Origin of the sequence: Methylobacterium sp. J-059 (genome assembly GCF_022829485.1) — a bacterium.
Taxonomy (GTDB): Bacteria; Pseudomonadota; Alphaproteobacteria; order Rhizobiales; family Beijerinckiaceae; genus Methylobacterium.
In genome coordinates this window covers 97,415-111,180 of sequence record NZ_JAKSYA010000130.1, presented here as the reverse complement: position 1 = coordinate 111,180, position 13,766 = coordinate 97,415, and the positions used below count along the sequence as shown (strand labels likewise).

The following is a 13,766-nucleotide window of genomic DNA, read 5'->3' as shown; positions in this document are numbered from 1 at the left end:
CTGATCATGGCGACGCAGCGTCCGTCGGTGGACGTGATCACCGGGACGATCAAGGCGAACTTCCCGACCCGGATCAGCTTCCAGGTGACGAGCAAGATCGACTCGCGCACGATCCTGGGCGAGATGGGCGCCGAGCAGCTCCTGGGCCAGGGCGACATGCTGTTCATGGCCGGCGGCGGGCGCACGACCCGGGTGCACGGGCCGTTCTGTTCGGATTCGGAGGTCGAGAGCGTGGTCGCCCACCTCAAGCGCCAGGGCCGCCCGGCCTACCTCGAGGCGGTCACCGCCGACGACGGGTCCGACGAGGCGCCGAAATCGGCCGGCAGGGGCAAGGGCAAGGCCGAGGCGGTCGAGGCCGAGACCGAGGAGGCCGACCTTCCGGTCTTCGACGTCGGCGCTTTCGTGGCGGCGTCGGGCGGCGAGGCCGGCGACCTCTACGAGCAGGCGATCCAGGTGGTCTTACGCGACCGCAAGGCGTCGACCAGCTACATCCAGCGCCGCCTGCAGATCGGCTACAACCGCGCCGCGTCGATCATGGAGCGGATGGAGATCGAGGGCATCGTCGGACAGGCCAACCACGCCGGCAAGCGCGAGATCCTGGTCGAGGGCGCACCCCACGCCGCCAGCATGTACGACGACGAGTGACGACGAGGCGCCGGCCGGAAACGCGGCCGGCGTCGCATCTTCGCCACAGGGCGCCGCTCTAACGGCATCCGACGACACGGCCCGGCGCCCCGAGGGGGCATCACGGCGCGACGGGCGTTTCGCACGCCTTCGCGCTTGAAGCCGACCATCGCTTGCGGGACGCCGCACCCGCCCAGGAGACGCCTGACCATGCTCGGCCGCCGCACCCGACTTGCCGGATCGCTCCTCGCGGTCGCGGCCTGGATCGCCCCGGTGGCGCCGGCCGACGCACAGGTCAGCAGCTTCCTCGACGGCCTGTTCGGCCGCAAGGAGCAGCCCGCTCCCGCGCCCGAGCCCGAGGCGGCCCCCGCCGCACCGGCTGCGGCACCCGCGAAGAAGACGGTCGCCAAGCCTGCGGCCAAGGATGCGAGCAAGGATTCGGTGAAGGACGCGAAGTCGCGCTCGGCCGAGAAGCCCGCCGCCAAGCCGGTCGCCGCCAAGCCCGCCGCGGCGGATGCGAAGGTCGCCGCCGTCGGCGCGCCAACCCCCGCCCCGGCCGCCGCCTCCGACGAGGCGCCGGACGCCGCCACCGTGCTGGCCCAGGCCAACGCCTACTTCAACGGCATGAGCACGCTCACCGGCTCGTTCATCCAGATCGCCGCGGACGGGCGGAAGATCGGCGGCAAGCTCACCATCGCCAAGCCCGGGCGCCTGCGCTTCGACTACGACGCGCCCTCGCCGCTGGAGGTGGTGGCCGACGGCACCTCGGTGGCGGTGCGCGACCGCAAGCTCGCGACCCAGGACCTGTACTTCATCGCGCAGACCCCGCTGAAATTCCTGGTCCGCGAGAAGATCGACCTCGCCCGCGACCTCACCGTCACCGACGTCTCGAACGACCCGGGCGGCGTCCGCATCAGCCTGGAGGACCGCGCCACGCTCGGCGGGACCTCGAAGATCCAGCTGTACTTCGATGCCGACATGAAGGTGCTCGGCCAGTGGCGGATCACCGATCCGCAGGGCTACCTCACCACCGTGCAGCTCTCGAACCTGCAGAAGGGCAAGGCCGTCGACGGCAACCTGTTCTTCATCAATTACGGGCGCCCCGAGGACAAGGCGATGCAGGAGCGGATCAAGCAGTCCCAGACCCCCTGAGGTCCGCGAAAGTCCGCCATGGTGAGGCTTCCTTAACGCTTTCCGCATCGATCCGGGGAAGGACGTCCCGAAGCGCGCCGATCGGCGTGGCCTGGCGCGCCGGTGAACCCGCCGTCAAGGCGCGCCGCCCGATCCTGCCCCCTCGATCGATTCGAGGAAGGGTTCGACATGGAAATCGCCAGGCTGCTCCACACCTTCGCAGGCCCCGTCGCCGCGTTCCTCGCGGTGGTGCCGGGCCTTCGCCGCCCGGCCGGCCCGCCGCCGCCGGTGCTGGACGGGCCGACGATGACGAACGTCGACTTCCCGGCCGTCCGGCCGCCGAGCGCGACGTACTGGCCCGAGCGCTCCTGCATCCTCTCGGGCCGCCCCGAGCAGACCGCGACCTACGTCTACGAGAGCCCCGACAAGCTGTTCGCCGCCGGGATCTGGACCTGCCGGCCGGGCAAGTTCCGCATCGATTTCGGCCGGGACGAGTTCATCCACCTGCTCGAAGGCGCGGTGACCGTCACCGACGCCGAGGGCCGTTCGAAGACCTATCGCGCGGGCGACGCCTTCGTCACGCCGAAGGGCTTCTCCGGCACCTGGGACGTGATCGAGCCGGTGCGGAAGCACTTCACCTATTACGGCGCGGTCGATTGAGGGCCCTCACGCCGCCTGCGGGCGCCAGCGATCGAGCTCGCTGTCGATCGCGCCTTCGGTGCCGCGCATGAACTCGGCGGCCGGCAGGCCCGGCGCCAGGGTGGCGAGGTAGCTCACCGTCACGGTGCCGGCGCGCGTCGACGACCCGGTCGGCCAGTACAGCCCGGAATTGACCGCTACCGGCAGCACCGGCAGGCCGAGACGCCCGTACAGCAGCTCGACGCCGCGCTTGAACTGCAGCTTCTCGTCGATGGTGCCGCGGGTGCCCTCGGGGAAGATCAGCACCGAGCGGCCGTCGGCCACCGCGGCGCGGCTCTCGTCGATCATCGTGCGCAGGGCCTGGGTGCCGTTGGCGCGGTCGATGATGATCATCGGCGAGCGCCGCAGGAACCAGCCGACCACGGGGATCGCGACGAGCTCGCGCTTGGCGATGATCGCCACGTCGGGCACCAGGATCAGGAAGGCCAGCGTCTCCCAGGCCGACTGATGGTTGGCGACGATCAGGCAGGGCTCGGCCGGGATGCGCTCGCGCCCCTCCTCGACGTAGCGCAGGCCGCAGATCGTGCGGAGCCCGAACAGGATGCCCCGCGCCCACAGGCGCGTCGCCGCGCGGATCGGCCGGACCGGTGAGCCGGAGGCGGCCAGCACCGCGAGCGGTGCCAGGAACAAGGCCGTCCAGGCGGCCCAGTAGGCGTTGAACAGGACGGAGCGGATGCGCGGCAAGGGGCTATGTCTCTGGCGTGTCGTCGAGCGGGGCCGACCGATGGTCTTTGCGCGGACATACCCCGTCGTCCGGGGCGGAGCACGCCATTTCCGCAGGCCGCCCGGTCGCAGCGTCGATCGCGCCGGCGAATCGCGCTATCCACCGGCCTCCCCCCGACAACCGCGAGCGTTTCAGTTGCGCCTCACCGTCACGTCCTGGAACATCAACTCGGTGCGCCTGCGCATCGATCTCGTGCTGCGCTTCCTCGCCGAGGCGAAGCCCGACGTGCTGTGCCTGCAGGAGACCAAGTGCCCGGACGACGCCTTCCCGCTGAAGGCCCTGCGCGGCTCGGGCTACGAGAACGTCGTCTTCGCCGGGCAGAAGGGCTACAACGGCGTCGCGATCCTGTCGCGGTTTCCGCTCGTCACCCGCGCGGTGATGAGCTTCTGCGAGCGCCAGGACGCGCGCCACATCTCGGCGGAGCTCGGCCCCGAGGCCGGCGCCGCGGCGGGCATCGCGCTGCACGACTTCTACGTGCCGGCCGGCGGCGACGTGCCCGACACCGCGCTCAACCCGAAATTCGCGCACAAGCTCGACTTCCTGCGCGACCTGCGCGCCTGGGGCGGGCGGCGCGTGAAGGGCCCCGCGATCCTCGTCGGCGACCTCAACGTCGCGCCGCTGGAGCACGACGTCTGGTCGCACAAGCAGCTGCTCGACGTGGTGAGCCACACCCCCGTCGAGACCGAGGCGCTGGAACGCTTGCGCAACGAGGCCGGCTGGGTCGACACCGCGCGCCTGCTGACGCCGCCGCCGGAGAAGATCTTCACCTGGTGGAGCTACCGCTCGCCCGACTGGGCGGCGGCCGACAAGGGCCGCCGCCTCGACCATGCCTGGGTCTCGCCCGACCTCGCCGGCACCGTGCGCAAGGTCGAGGTCGCGCGCGAGGCCCGCGGCTGGGAGCGCCCGTCCGACCACGCGCCCGTGACGTTGACGCTGGAGCTTTGACCGGAACGCGAACGGGGCCGGCGCATTGCATCTTCACACGCTCGTGAAGAAGGTTCGCCGACCCCATGCGAAAGATCCTGCTCGCCTTCCTGCTGCCGAAGGTCGTCTCGTATCTCCGCCGCCGCTACGGCGGCGCCCAGACCCCGCACCGCCGCTCGTTCTGAGCGTCCGCACCCAGCCTCATGGGTCAGGCCCCATGAGGCTCGGTTCCAGCTCTAAGCCCGCGACGCGCCCGCCCTCACCCGGCGGGCGTTCCTGCGTCCGTAGCCCGCGTAGAGGGCGAGACCGAGCGTCAGCCAGACCGCGAGGCGGATCCAGGTCTGGCCCGGCAGGCCCGCCATCAGCAGCAGGCAGGACAGGATGCCGAGGCTCGCCACCAGCCCGACCGCCGGGACCCGGAACGGGCGCGGCCGCTCCGGCTCGGTCCGGCGCAGGATCAGCACGGCGGTGCAGACCAGCACGAAGGCGAAGAGCGTGCCGATGCTGACCAGCTCGCCGAGTTCCTCAATCGGCACGAGGCCGGCCACGAGCGCGGTCATCAGGCCGATCGTCGCCTGGCTCAGCATGGGCGTGCGCGTCGTTGGGCTCACCCGCGCGAACAGCCGCGGCAGCAGGCCGTCGCGGGCCATCGCGTAGAAGACCCGCGCTTGGCCGTAGAGCGCGGTCAGCGTCGAGGTCGTCAGCCCGATCAGCGCGCCGAGCTTGATCGCGACGGCGAAGCCGCCGAGCCCGATCGCGTCGATCGCCTTGGCGATCGGGTCGGCGACGTTCAGCGCCCGGTAGGGCACGAGCCCGGTGATCACCGCGGCGACCGCGACGTAGAGCACCGTGCTCACCGCCAGGGACCCGAGCAGGCCGATCGGCGCGTCGCGCTGCGGGTCGCGGGTCTCGCCGGCGGCGGTCGAGACCGTCTCGAAGCCGATGAAGGCGAAGAACACCACGCCGGCGCCGCGCAGGATGCCGCTCCAGCCGAATTCCCCGAAGGTGCCGGTGTTCTCCGGGATGAACGGGTGCCACAGCTCCGGCTTCAGGTGCGCCGCCCCGACGCCGACGAAGCCAAGGATGATCGCGACCTTCAGCGCCACCATCGCGGTGTTGACGAGCGAGGCCTCGCGGCTGCCGCGCATCAGGAGCGCCGTCAGCGCGAGCACGATCCCTGCGGCGGGCAGGTTGACGAGGGCGCCTCCGCCGGGCGCCGCGGCGAGCGCCGCCGGCAGGCGCAGGCCCGCATCCGCGAGCAGGCTCTGCGCGTAGCCCGACCAGCCCACCGCGACGGTGGCGGCGGCGAAGGCGAATTCGAGGACGAGGTCCCAGCCGATAATCCAGGCGCAGAGCTCGCCGAGCGTCGCGTAGGTGTAGGCGTAGGTCGAGCCCGGCACCGGGATCATCGCGGCCAGCTCTGCGTAGCACAGCCCGACGAAGGCGCAGGCGATCCCGCCGGCGACGAAGGACAGGACGAGGCCGGGGCCGGCATAGTCCGCCGCCGCGGTGCCGGTGAGGACGAAGATTCCCGCCCCGATCGTCGCGCCGAGGCCGATGCAGACCAGCCCGAACGCCGACAGGCTCCGCGCCAGCGCCGGCCCGTGGTCGTCCTCATACCCGGCGACGAGCGCGGCGACGGATTTCTTCGCGGCGAAGAAGCCTGTGGTCATGGCGTGGCGATGTCCGAGCCCGCGGAAGATGCAGCGAGGCTGCGGCAAGTGCCGCGCCAGCGATAGCCGAGCCACGGAAAGTTTTTCAGGGTCGTCCGCGACGGAGCGCTCAGGCACCGGCCGGACGCCGAATCGAGCACGGGTCCCTTCTCCCAGGGGGAAAAGGACAGGATGAGGGGCGTGAGCTTTCGGAGAGTCACGCCCCTCTCCCCGACACACTTTTCATGGGAGAGCGAGCGCGGCGTGCTTCGCAGGATCCATCCGGCGCCGTCACGCCGCGATGGAGACCGGATCGATCGCAGGGCGGCGTCCGCGAACGCCCCGCTCAGCGGCGCTCGTACAGCAGCCGCGCGCGGATCGTGCCCGGGATCGCGCGGATCTCGGCGAGCAGGGTCTCGGCGTCGGCGTTGGTGGCGTCGGTCTCGAGCACCACGTAACCGACCTCGCCGTCGGTCTGGTAGAACTGCCCGGCGATGTTGATGCCCGCGCTCGAGAACACCGCGTTGAGGCGGTTGAGCATGCCGGGCAGGTTCTGCTGCACGTGGATGAAGCGCGCGCCGGTCGGGCGCGGCGGGAGCTGCACCTGCGGGAAGTTCACCGCGCCGATGGTCGAGCCGATGTCGGAGTAATCCACCAGCTTGCGCGCGACCTCCGAGCCGATGCGCTCCTGCGCCTCCTCGGTCGAGCCGCCGACGTGGGGTGTGAGGATCACGTTCTCCAGGCCCTGGAGCGGCGAGACGAAGCGCTCCTGGTTCGAGCCGGGCTCGACCGGGAAGACGTCGACGGCGGCGCCGGCGAGGTGCCCGTCGCGCAGGGCCCGTGCGAGCGCGTCGAGGTCGACGACGGTGCCGCGGGCGTTGTTGATCAGGTACGCGCCCGGCTTCATCGCGCGGATCTCGGCCTCGCCGATCATGTTGGCGGTGGCGTCGGTCTCGGGCACGTGCAGCGAGACCACGTCGCTCTGGGCGAGCAGCTCGGCGAGCGAGGCGGTCGGCTCGGTGTTGCCGTGGCGGAGCTTGTCGGTGTGGTCGTAGAAGACGACCCGCATGCCCATGGCCTCGGCCAGCGTCGAGAGCTGCGTGCCGATGTTGCCGTAGCCGACGATGCCGAGCGTCTTGCCGCGCACCTCGACCGAGCCGGCCGCCGACTTGTCCCACTGGCCGGCATGCGCCCCGACCGAGCGCGGCACGATCCGGCGCAGGAGCATCACGATCTCGCCGATGACGAGCTCGGCGACCGAGCGGGTGTTCGAGAACGGCGCGTTGAACACCGGCACGCCGCGCCGCCGCGCGGCGTCGAGGTCGACCTGGTTGGTGCCCACCGAGAAGCAGCCGACCGCGAGCAGGCGGTCGGCGGCGTCGAGGGCCGCCGCGTCGAGCTGCGTGCGCGAGCGGATGCCGAGGATGTGGATGCCCTTCAGGGCCTCGTGCAGCGCATCGCGGTCGAGCGCCTTCGGCAGGCGGACGAGGTTGGTGTAGCCGGCCGCGCGCATCAGCCCGACGGCGCTGTCGTTGATGCCTTCGAGCAGCAGCACCCGGATCCTGTCCTTCGGCAGCGACAGCTTCTCGGGCAGGGCCAGGGTTTCGAGCAGCGGGAGCGGTTCGGAGTTCATGGTGCGATCGGCCGTTCGACGAGGGCGCCTCCGGGCGCCGAAGGCCGGCAGCGATAGGAGCGGTGATTTCGCGATGCAACGACGCGGGCGGATGGCTGGGATGCATCGGCTTTCCGGTGCGACCGTTCCGTCATGCGAAATGGCCGCCGCTCACCCGCGCGGGCGGGCGGCCCGCGCGGCGCCGAGTTCGGCGATCTGCCGGGTCTGCGCGCGGATCAGATCCTCCAGCTGCTCGGTCCGGATGCGGTCGAGCTTGTCGTGCAGGGACACGATCTCGATCTCGGCGCGCAGGTTGACCTCGTAGTCGAGGCCGGCGGCGATGCGGTCGCGCTCGGCCTGTCGGTTCTGCGACATCAGGATCACCGGCGCCTGCAACGCCGCGACCATCGACAGGATCAAGTTGAGAAAGATGTAGGGATAGGCGTCAAAGCCGCCCCCCGACCCTGCGAGGACGACGGTGTTCAGGACCACCCAGCCGACGAGCAGGCCGGTGAAGGCGATGATGAACCCCCACGAGCCGCCGAGCCTGGCGACCCGGTCGGCGAGGCGTTCGCCGAAATCCGGGCCCGCGCGCGACGTCGCGGCGGCGCCCGCGTCGCGGGCATGGACGCGCCCGGCGATGTGCGCGAGGACGCGCCGATCGTGCGGCGACAGGCAGCCCAAGCCCTGATCCAGGAGCTGCCGGGCGAGCCGGGCGACCGCCTCGTCTCCGCCGGCGGACATGCCGGTGCCCCTCTCCTGCTACGTCGCCATGCCCTTCACGAGGCGTTCGATGGCGTCGAGGGCATCGCCGATGCGTGCGGTCTGGGCCAGGATCTTCCCGGCTTCGACCTTGGCGTTCGCATCCGTCTGCCACCAGATGCCGCCGTCGATGTTCCGGATCATCGTCGTGAGGCGGTCGTTCTGGACACCCATCGCCTCGATCGCAGTCTGACAGATCATGATGTCGCCCCCTGATGTTCAGCGAACATATCCCAAGCGGGCGGGCAGCAGCGAAGAATTCGCATCGCGGCCCGGGAGACGCCCGGTGGCCGGGACTGGCGCCGCGAACCGTTTCGTGTATGGTCCGCGCGGCCTCGGCCCGGCGACGGGCGGGGCCGAAACCGCTTGGACCAACGACCCTGCTGGACGACATCCCGGCATCGGCCAAGGCTCGAGCATGCCTCAGGCGCCGTCCTCCCGATCCGGAGGGGCGGCCGCATGGCGCTTCTGAAAACCTCACCTGAAAGGCACTGCGATGTCGATCTCGGCAGAGCGCAAGACCGCGCTCATCAAGGAATACGCGACCGTCGCCAAGGACACCGGCTCGCCGGAGGTCCAGGTGGCGATCCTCACCGAGCGGATCACCAACCTCACCAGCCACTTCAAGACCCACGGCAAGGACAACCATTCCCGCCGCGGCCTCCTGAAGATGGTCTCGCAGCGCCGCTCGCTGCTCGACTACGTGAAGCGTCGCGACGAGGCCCGCTACCGCAGCCTCATCGAGCGCCTCGGCATCCGCCGCTAATCCAGCCCACGCGGTTCCGAGCCCGGCTCGGGACCGCTTTTTTCAAGATCTCGGGTGGCCGGAACGGGTCCGGCCCCGCGAGCAACGGGCGACTTCGAGGCGCGAACACCAGGGACAGGATCGCGGGGCACTCCTTCGGCCGGAGTGCCCCGCCGTCTTGCCCCTGGCCGCGCCGGGTTCGCCCGCCGCATGATGGCAAGGACGACAAGAATGTTCGACGTACAACGTGAAGAGCTGATGTGGGGCGACCGCCGCCTCGTTCTGGAGACCGGCAAGGTCGCCCGCCAGGCCGACGGCTCGGTGATGGCCACCTACGGCGAGACCTCGGTTCTCGCCACCGTCGTCTCCTCCAAGGAGCCGAAGGTCGGGATCGACTTCCTGCCGCTGACCGTGAACTACCAGGAGCGCGCCTACGCCGCCGGCCGCATCCCCGGCGGCTACTTCAAGCGCGAGGGCCGGCCGTCCGAGAAGGAGACGCTGGTCTCCCGCCTGATCGACCGCCCGATCCGCCCGCTCTTCGTCGAGGGCTGGCGCAACGACACCCAGGTCGTCGTGACCGTGCTCACCCACGACCTCGAGAACGATCCCGACATCCTGGCGATGGTCGCGGCCTCGGCGGCGCTCACCCTGTCCGGCGTGCCGTTCATGGGCCCGATCGGCGCCGCCCGCGTCGGCTACGCCAACGGCCAGTACGTGCTCAACCCGCCGGTCCCGGAGATGGACGGCGCGGTGCTCGACCTCGTCGTCGCCGGCACCACCGACGCGGTGCTGATGGTCGAGTCGGAGGCCAAGGAGCTGTCCGAGGAGATCATGCTCGGCGCCGTGATGTTCGGCCACAAGCACTTCCAGCCGGTGATCGAGGCGATCGTGCGCCTGGCCGAGAAGGCCGCCAAGGAGCCGCGCGCCTTCTCGCCGCCGGAGAATGCCGACGTCGAGGCCGCCGTGCTCGGCGTCTGCGAGTCCGAGTTGCGCGACGCCTACAAGATCACCGTCAAGCAGGAGCGCTACAAGGCCGTCGACGCCGTGAAGGCGAAGGTGGTCGCGGCTCTGTGCCCGGCCGAGGGCGAGCAGAAGTTCGCCCCCGAGAAGGTCAAGGCCGCGTTCAAGGAGGCCCAGTCGAAGGTGGTCCGCTGGAACATCCTCGACACCGGCTCGCGCATCGACGGCCGCGACGTGAAGACCGTCCGCCCGATCGAGAGCCAGGTCGGCGTGCTGCCGCGCGCCCACGGCTCGTCGCTGTTCACCCGCGGCGAGACCCAGGCGCTCGTGGTCGCGACGCTGGGCACCGGCGAGGACGAGCAGTACATCGACGCGCTGCAGGGGACCTACAAGGAGACCTTCCTGCTGCACTACAACTTCCCCCCCTACTCGGTGGGCGAGACCGGCCGCATGGGCTCCCCCGGCCGCCGCGAGATCGGCCACGGCAAGCTCGCCTGGCGCGCGATCCACCCGGTGCTGCCGCCGGCCCACGAGTTCCCGTACACGATCCGCGTCGTGTCCGAGATCACCGAGTCGAACGGCTCGTCCTCGATGGCCTCGGTCTGCGGCGGCTCGCTGTCGCTGATGGATGCGGGCGTCCCGCTGCGCCGTCCCGTCGCCGGCATCGCCATGGGCCTCATCCTCGAGGGCGAGCGCTACGCGGTGCTCTCCGACATCCTCGGTGACGAGGACCACCTCGGCGACATGGACTTCAAGGTGGCCGGCACGGACGAGGGCATCACCTCGCTCCAGATGGACATCAAGATCGCCGGCATCACCGAGGAGATCATGCAGGTCGCCCTCGCCCAGGCGAAGGACGGCCGCGCCCACATCCTCGTGGAGATGGCCAAGGCGCTCACCGCCGCCCGCCCCGAGCTCGGCGAGTACGCGCCGCGCATCGAGACCATGCAGATCCCCACCGACAAGATCCGGGAAGTGATCGGCACCGGCGGCAAGGTGATCCGCGAGATCGTCGAGAAGACCGGCGCCAAGATCAACATCGACGATTCCGGCACCGTGAAGATCGCCTCGGCCGACGGCAAGGCGATCAAGGCGGCCTACAACTGGATCCGCTCGATCGTCGCGGAAGCCGAGCCGGGCATGATCTACGAGGGTACCGTCGTGAAGACGATGGAGTTCGGCGCCTTCGTGAACTTCTTCGGCGCCAAGGACGGCCTCGTCCACATCTCGGAGCTCGCCGCCCAGCGGGTCGCCAAGGTGACGGACGTCGTCAGCGAGGGCCAGAAGGTCAAGGTGAAGTTCCTCGGCCAGGACGATCGCGGCAAGATCCGCCTCTCGATGAAGGTCGTCGACCAGGAGACCGGCGAGGACCTCACCGAGAAGCTCAAGGCCGAGCGCGCCGAGCGCGGCGAGCCCGAGCGCGAGGAGCGGGCCCCGCGCGAGCGGAGCGAGCGCAGCAGCCGCGGCGAGCGTCGCCAGTCGAACGACTGATCGTCCGGACCCGCGGTCCTGACGGCGAAGACGGCGCGGTCCCCTCGGGGCCGCGCCTTTTTCGTGGGCGGTTCCGGCGCGGCGGCAAGGAACGCCGGCCTTCGGAGGGCGTTCGATCCGCGACCCCAACAGGAGCGCACCCGACCCCATGGCCAACGACATGATCCACGACATCTTCAGCGGCGAGCCGAACCTCAGCACCACCGAGCGCGCGGTTTCGGTGGCGCTCGGCCTCGGCATCGCGGCGGCGGCCGCGCAGCCGCGCCCGAACAAGTGGCTGAGCCTCGCGGCCCTCGTGGTCGGCGTCGGCCTCGCATTGCGCGGCGCCACCGGCCATTGCGCAATCAAGGCGGCCTCCGACCACATCTGAGCATCGGACCCGTCGCAACGAAGAAGGGGGCGCCTCGCGGCGCCCCCTTTTCTACGTCGTCGTCCGTGTCGGCGAGCGCGACCTCAGAGCGTGGTGGTGCGGCCGCGGCTTGCGATGAAGCCGTAGATCGCGAGGACGACGATCGCGCCGACCACGGCGCCGATGAAGCCCGCGCCCTGGTTCGGGCCGTACCAGCCGAGCGCCTGGCCGAGGAAGGTGGCGACGAAGGCGCCGACGATGCCGAGGATGGTAGTCAGGATGAAGCCCGACGGCTCGTTCGAGCCGGGCATGATGAACTTGGCGACGATGCCGGCGAGGAAACCGATGACGATGGTCCAGAGAATACCCATGACGAACCCCTTGGCGACGTGACGCCTGACGATGTGACGCCGCTTTCGGATGACGCGACGCTGGAACGGTGTTGAAACGCACGGTGGCAGCGGGGGTTGCGACGGATTGGCCGTCGCCGGATCTTTTTCCGCACTGCAATGGGCCAAGGCCGCCGGCCCGGCGCCCCTTTACCTCGCCCGCGCCCGACGGCAGAAGCGATCCGAAGATCAGCCGGGGGACAGGACATGACGATCGAACGCTTCGAGCCGGGCGCGCGGATGGCGCAAGGCGTGGCCTACGGCGACACGGTGTATCTCGCCGGCCAGGTCGCCGCCGACACGGTCGGCACCGGCGTCACCGCGCAGACGCAGGCCATCCTCGGCCAGATCGAGCGCCTGCTGGCGGCTGCCGGCAGCGACAAGGAGCGGATCCTGATGGCGACGATCTACCTGGCCGACATGGGCACCTTCGCCGAGATGAACGCCGCCTGGGACGCCTGGGTGTCGAAGGACAACCCGCCCGGCCGCGCCACGGTCGAGGCCAAGCTCGCCGGGCCGGAATACCTCGTCGAGATCGTCGTCGTCGCCGCGCGGTCGGGCGCATGAGGGCCGCCGCCCTCGCCCGCGCGATCCTCCTCGCGGGCCTCACGCTCGCGAGCGGGCCGGCGCTGGCGGCGGGGCCGGAGCGGGTCGTCAACATCTACAACTGGTCGGACTACATCGATCCGAAGGTGCTCGAGGCCTTCACCCGCGAGACCGGGATCAAGGTGGTCTACGACACCTACGACAACAACGAGATCCTCGAGACCAAGCTGCTCGCCGGCAAGTCCGGCTACGACGTGGTGGTGCCGTCGGGGCCGTTCCTGCAGCGGCTGATCAGGGCCGGCGCGTTCCTGCCCCTCGACAAGGCCAAGCTGACGAACCTCGGCAACGTCTGGCCGGAGATCGCCGGGCGCCTCGCCGCCTACGATCCGGGCAACGCCTACGCCGTCGACTACATGTGGGGCACCACCGGGCTCGGGCTCAACCTCGGGCTGGTGCGCGAGCGTCTCGGCGCCGGCGCCGCGCTCAACACCTGGAACCTCGTCCTCAACCCGGCCTCAGCGAACAAGCTCAAGGATTGCGGGATCATGATGCTCGACTCGCCCGAGGACCTGATCCCGAGCATGCTGCCGACCTTCGGCCTGAAGAGCGACTCCAAGCGCTGGGACGACATTACCCAGGTCGCCGACGCGCTCTTCAAGGTGCGCGGGACGGTGCGGAAGTTCCACTCGTCGGAATACATCCAGTCGCTCGCCAACGGCGATCTCTGCGTCGCGGTCGGCTATTCCGGCGACGTGCTCCAGGCGAAGAAGCGGGCCGACGAGGCGAAGAACGGCGTCGAGATCGCCTACCTCATCCCGAAGGAGGGCACGCTGATGTGGTTCGATGCCTTCGCGATCCCCAAGGACGCCCCCCATGCGGCGGAGGCGCTGAGCTTCATCGACTACATGCTGCGCCCCGAGGTTGCGGCGGCCAACACCAACTTCGTGTCCTATGCCAGCGGCAACCTGCCCGCGAAGAAGCTCGTGAAGCCGGACATCCTGGCCAATGCCGGCATCTATCCCGACGACGCGACGATGCCGCGGCTCTCGGTCAACACCGCCTGGGACGACCGCACCCAGCGCTTCGTCACCCGGGCCTGGACGCGGGTGCGCACCGGCAAGTGAACCGTCAAGTGAGCCGTCGCCGCGGGGAGCGCGC

At 70.2% G+C, this 13,766-nt stretch carries 15 protein-coding genes; 9 read left to right on the top strand and 6 right to left on the bottom strand.

The window, feature by feature from the left end:
- The 3 genes from MKK55_RS19050 to MKK55_RS19040 all read left to right on the top strand — a co-directional run.
- Positions 1–645 (top strand): DNA translocase FtsK (locus MKK55_RS19050; protein ID WP_279596277.1); only part of this gene is annotated, 645 nt, incomplete at its 5' end.
- A 189-nt stretch (positions 646–834) separates the two neighbouring features.
- Positions 835–1,776: an outer-membrane lipoprotein carrier protein LolA gene (locus tag MKK55_RS19045; RefSeq protein ID WP_243937140.1), complete on the top strand. Its 942-nt coding sequence runs from the start codon at positions 835–837 to the stop codon at positions 1,774–1,776.
- A 168-nt stretch (positions 1,777–1,944) separates the two neighbouring features.
- A complete protein-coding gene (locus MKK55_RS19040; RefSeq protein ID WP_243937138.1) occupies positions 1,945–2,415 on the top strand; it encodes a cupin domain-containing protein in 471 nt (156 codons plus the stop codon).
- A 6-nt stretch (positions 2,416–2,421) separates the two neighbouring features.
- Here the strand turns inward: MKK55_RS19040 and MKK55_RS19035 are convergent, their stop codons facing one another.
- On the bottom strand, positions 2,422–3,138 hold the full coding sequence (locus MKK55_RS19035) for a 1-acyl-sn-glycerol-3-phosphate acyltransferase (protein WP_147858237.1): 717 nt from the start codon (positions 3,136–3,138) through the stop codon (positions 2,422–2,424).
- Between the two features lie 175 nt (positions 3,139–3,313).
- Between MKK55_RS19035 and xth the strand changes: the two genes are divergently transcribed.
- Positions 3,314–4,123 (top strand): exodeoxyribonuclease III, encoded by an 810-nt coding sequence (gene xth, locus MKK55_RS19030; RefSeq protein WP_243937136.1) that lies wholly within the window; start codon positions 3,314–3,316, stop codon positions 4,121–4,123.
- A gap of 215 nt (positions 4,124–4,338) precedes the next feature.
- Here xth and MKK55_RS19025 read toward each other — a convergent pair whose 3' ends face one another.
- The 4 genes from MKK55_RS19025 to MKK55_RS19010 all read right to left on the bottom strand — a co-directional run bounded on the left by MKK55_RS19025 (position 4,339) and on the right by MKK55_RS19010 (position 8,329).
- Positions 4,339–5,775, bottom strand: coding sequence for an amino acid permease (locus MKK55_RS19025; protein ID WP_243937134.1), 1,437 nt, complete (start codon positions 5,773–5,775; stop codon positions 4,339–4,341).
- 325 nt (positions 5,776–6,100) lie between these two features.
- Positions 6,101–7,387, bottom strand: a complete 1,287-nt coding sequence (gene serA, locus MKK55_RS19020) for a phosphoglycerate dehydrogenase (RefSeq protein ID WP_187275348.1) — start codon at positions 7,385–7,387, stop codon at positions 6,101–6,103.
- 150 nt (positions 7,388–7,537) lie between these two features.
- On the bottom strand, positions 7,538–8,110 hold the full coding sequence (locus MKK55_RS19015) for a DUF1003 domain-containing protein (RefSeq protein WP_243937132.1): 573 nt from the start codon (positions 8,108–8,110) through the stop codon (positions 7,538–7,540).
- Between the two features lie 18 nt (positions 8,111–8,128).
- Positions 8,129–8,329: a hypothetical protein gene (locus MKK55_RS19010; protein WP_147840989.1), complete on the bottom strand. Its 201-nt coding sequence runs from the start codon at positions 8,327–8,329 to the stop codon at positions 8,129–8,131.
- Positions 8,330–8,624: 295 nt separating this feature from the next.
- Between MKK55_RS19010 and rpsO the strand changes: the two genes are divergently transcribed.
- The 3 genes from rpsO to MKK55_RS18995 all read left to right on the top strand — a co-directional run bounded on the left by rpsO (position 8,625) and on the right by MKK55_RS18995 (position 11,694).
- A complete protein-coding gene (gene rpsO / locus MKK55_RS19005; RefSeq protein WP_147726935.1) occupies positions 8,625–8,894 on the top strand; it encodes a 30S ribosomal protein S15 in 270 nt (89 codons plus the stop codon).
- 210 nt (positions 8,895–9,104) lie between these two features.
- Positions 9,105–11,324 (top strand): polyribonucleotide nucleotidyltransferase, encoded by a 2,220-nt coding sequence (gene pnp / locus MKK55_RS19000; RefSeq protein WP_147840990.1) that lies wholly within the window; start codon positions 9,105–9,107, stop codon positions 11,322–11,324.
- Between the two features lie 148 nt (positions 11,325–11,472).
- On the top strand, positions 11,473–11,694 hold the full coding sequence (locus MKK55_RS18995) for a YgaP-like transmembrane domain (RefSeq protein WP_147726933.1): 222 nt from the start codon (positions 11,473–11,475) through the stop codon (positions 11,692–11,694).
- Between the two features lie 83 nt (positions 11,695–11,777).
- On the opposite strand, the gene MKK55_RS18990 is transcribed toward MKK55_RS18995, so the two are convergent.
- The gene (locus MKK55_RS18990) at positions 11,778–12,044 is read right to left on the bottom strand and encodes a GlsB/YeaQ/YmgE family stress response membrane protein (protein ID WP_147726932.1); all 267 of its coding nucleotides are present in this window, start codon (positions 12,042–12,044) and stop codon (positions 11,778–11,780) included.
- A gap of 225 nt (positions 12,045–12,269) precedes the next feature.
- Here MKK55_RS18990 and MKK55_RS18985 point away from each other — a divergent pair, with 225 nt between their 5' ends.
- Both MKK55_RS18985 and MKK55_RS18980 read left to right on the top strand, forming a co-directional pair.
- Positions 12,270–12,629, top strand: coding sequence for a RidA family protein (locus MKK55_RS18985; protein ID WP_147726931.1), 360 nt, complete (start codon positions 12,270–12,272; stop codon positions 12,627–12,629).
- Complete coding sequence (locus MKK55_RS18980) at positions 12,626–13,732, top strand: polyamine ABC transporter substrate-binding protein (RefSeq protein ID WP_243937131.1); 1,107 nt, start codon at positions 12,626–12,628, stop codon at positions 13,730–13,732. Before MKK55_RS18985 ends, MKK55_RS18980 begins: the two co-directional genes overlap by 4 nt.
- The last annotated feature ends 34 nt before the right edge of the window (positions 13,733–13,766 follow it).

What these genes read in the sequence shown, in the direction of transcription:
- rpsO (WP_147726935.1), top strand. Translation starts at nt 8,625, where the DNA reads ATGTCGATCTCGGCAGAGCGCAAGACCGCGCTCATCAAGGAATACGCG.
- serA (WP_187275348.1), bottom strand. Translation starts at nt 7,387, where the DNA reads ATGAACTCCGAACCGCTCCCGCTGCTCGAAACCCTGGCCCTGCCCGAG.
- MKK55_RS18980 (WP_243937131.1), top strand. Translation starts at nt 12,626, where the DNA reads ATGAGGGCCGCCGCCCTCGCCCGCGCGATCCTCCTCGCGGGCCTCACG.
- pnp (WP_147840990.1), top strand. Translation starts at nt 9,105, where the DNA reads ATGTTCGACGTACAACGTGAAGAGCTGATGTGGGGCGACCGCCGCCTC.
- MKK55_RS19045 (WP_243937140.1), top strand. Translation starts at nt 835, where the DNA reads ATGCTCGGCCGCCGCACCCGACTTGCCGGATCGCTCCTCGCGGTCGCG.
- MKK55_RS19040 (WP_243937138.1), top strand. Translation starts at nt 1,945, where the DNA reads ATGGAAATCGCCAGGCTGCTCCACACCTTCGCAGGCCCCGTCGCCGCG.
- MKK55_RS18985 (WP_147726931.1), top strand. Translation starts at nt 12,270, where the DNA reads ATGACGATCGAACGCTTCGAGCCGGGCGCGCGGATGGCGCAAGGCGTG.
- MKK55_RS18990 (WP_147726932.1), bottom strand. Translation starts at nt 12,044, where the DNA reads ATGGGTATTCTCTGGACCATCGTCATCGGTTTCCTCGCCGGCATCGTC.
- MKK55_RS19025 (WP_243937134.1), bottom strand. Translation starts at nt 5,775, where the DNA reads ATGACCACAGGCTTCTTCGCCGCGAAGAAATCCGTCGCCGCGCTCGTC.
- MKK55_RS19015 (WP_243937132.1), bottom strand. Translation starts at nt 8,110, where the DNA reads ATGTCCGCCGGCGGAGACGAGGCGGTCGCCCGGCTCGCCCGGCAGCTC.
- MKK55_RS18995 (WP_147726933.1), top strand. Translation starts at nt 11,473, where the DNA reads ATGGCCAACGACATGATCCACGACATCTTCAGCGGCGAGCCGAACCTC.
- MKK55_RS19010 (WP_147840989.1), bottom strand. Translation starts at nt 8,329, where the DNA reads ATGATCTGTCAGACTGCGATCGAGGCGATGGGTGTCCAGAACGACCGC.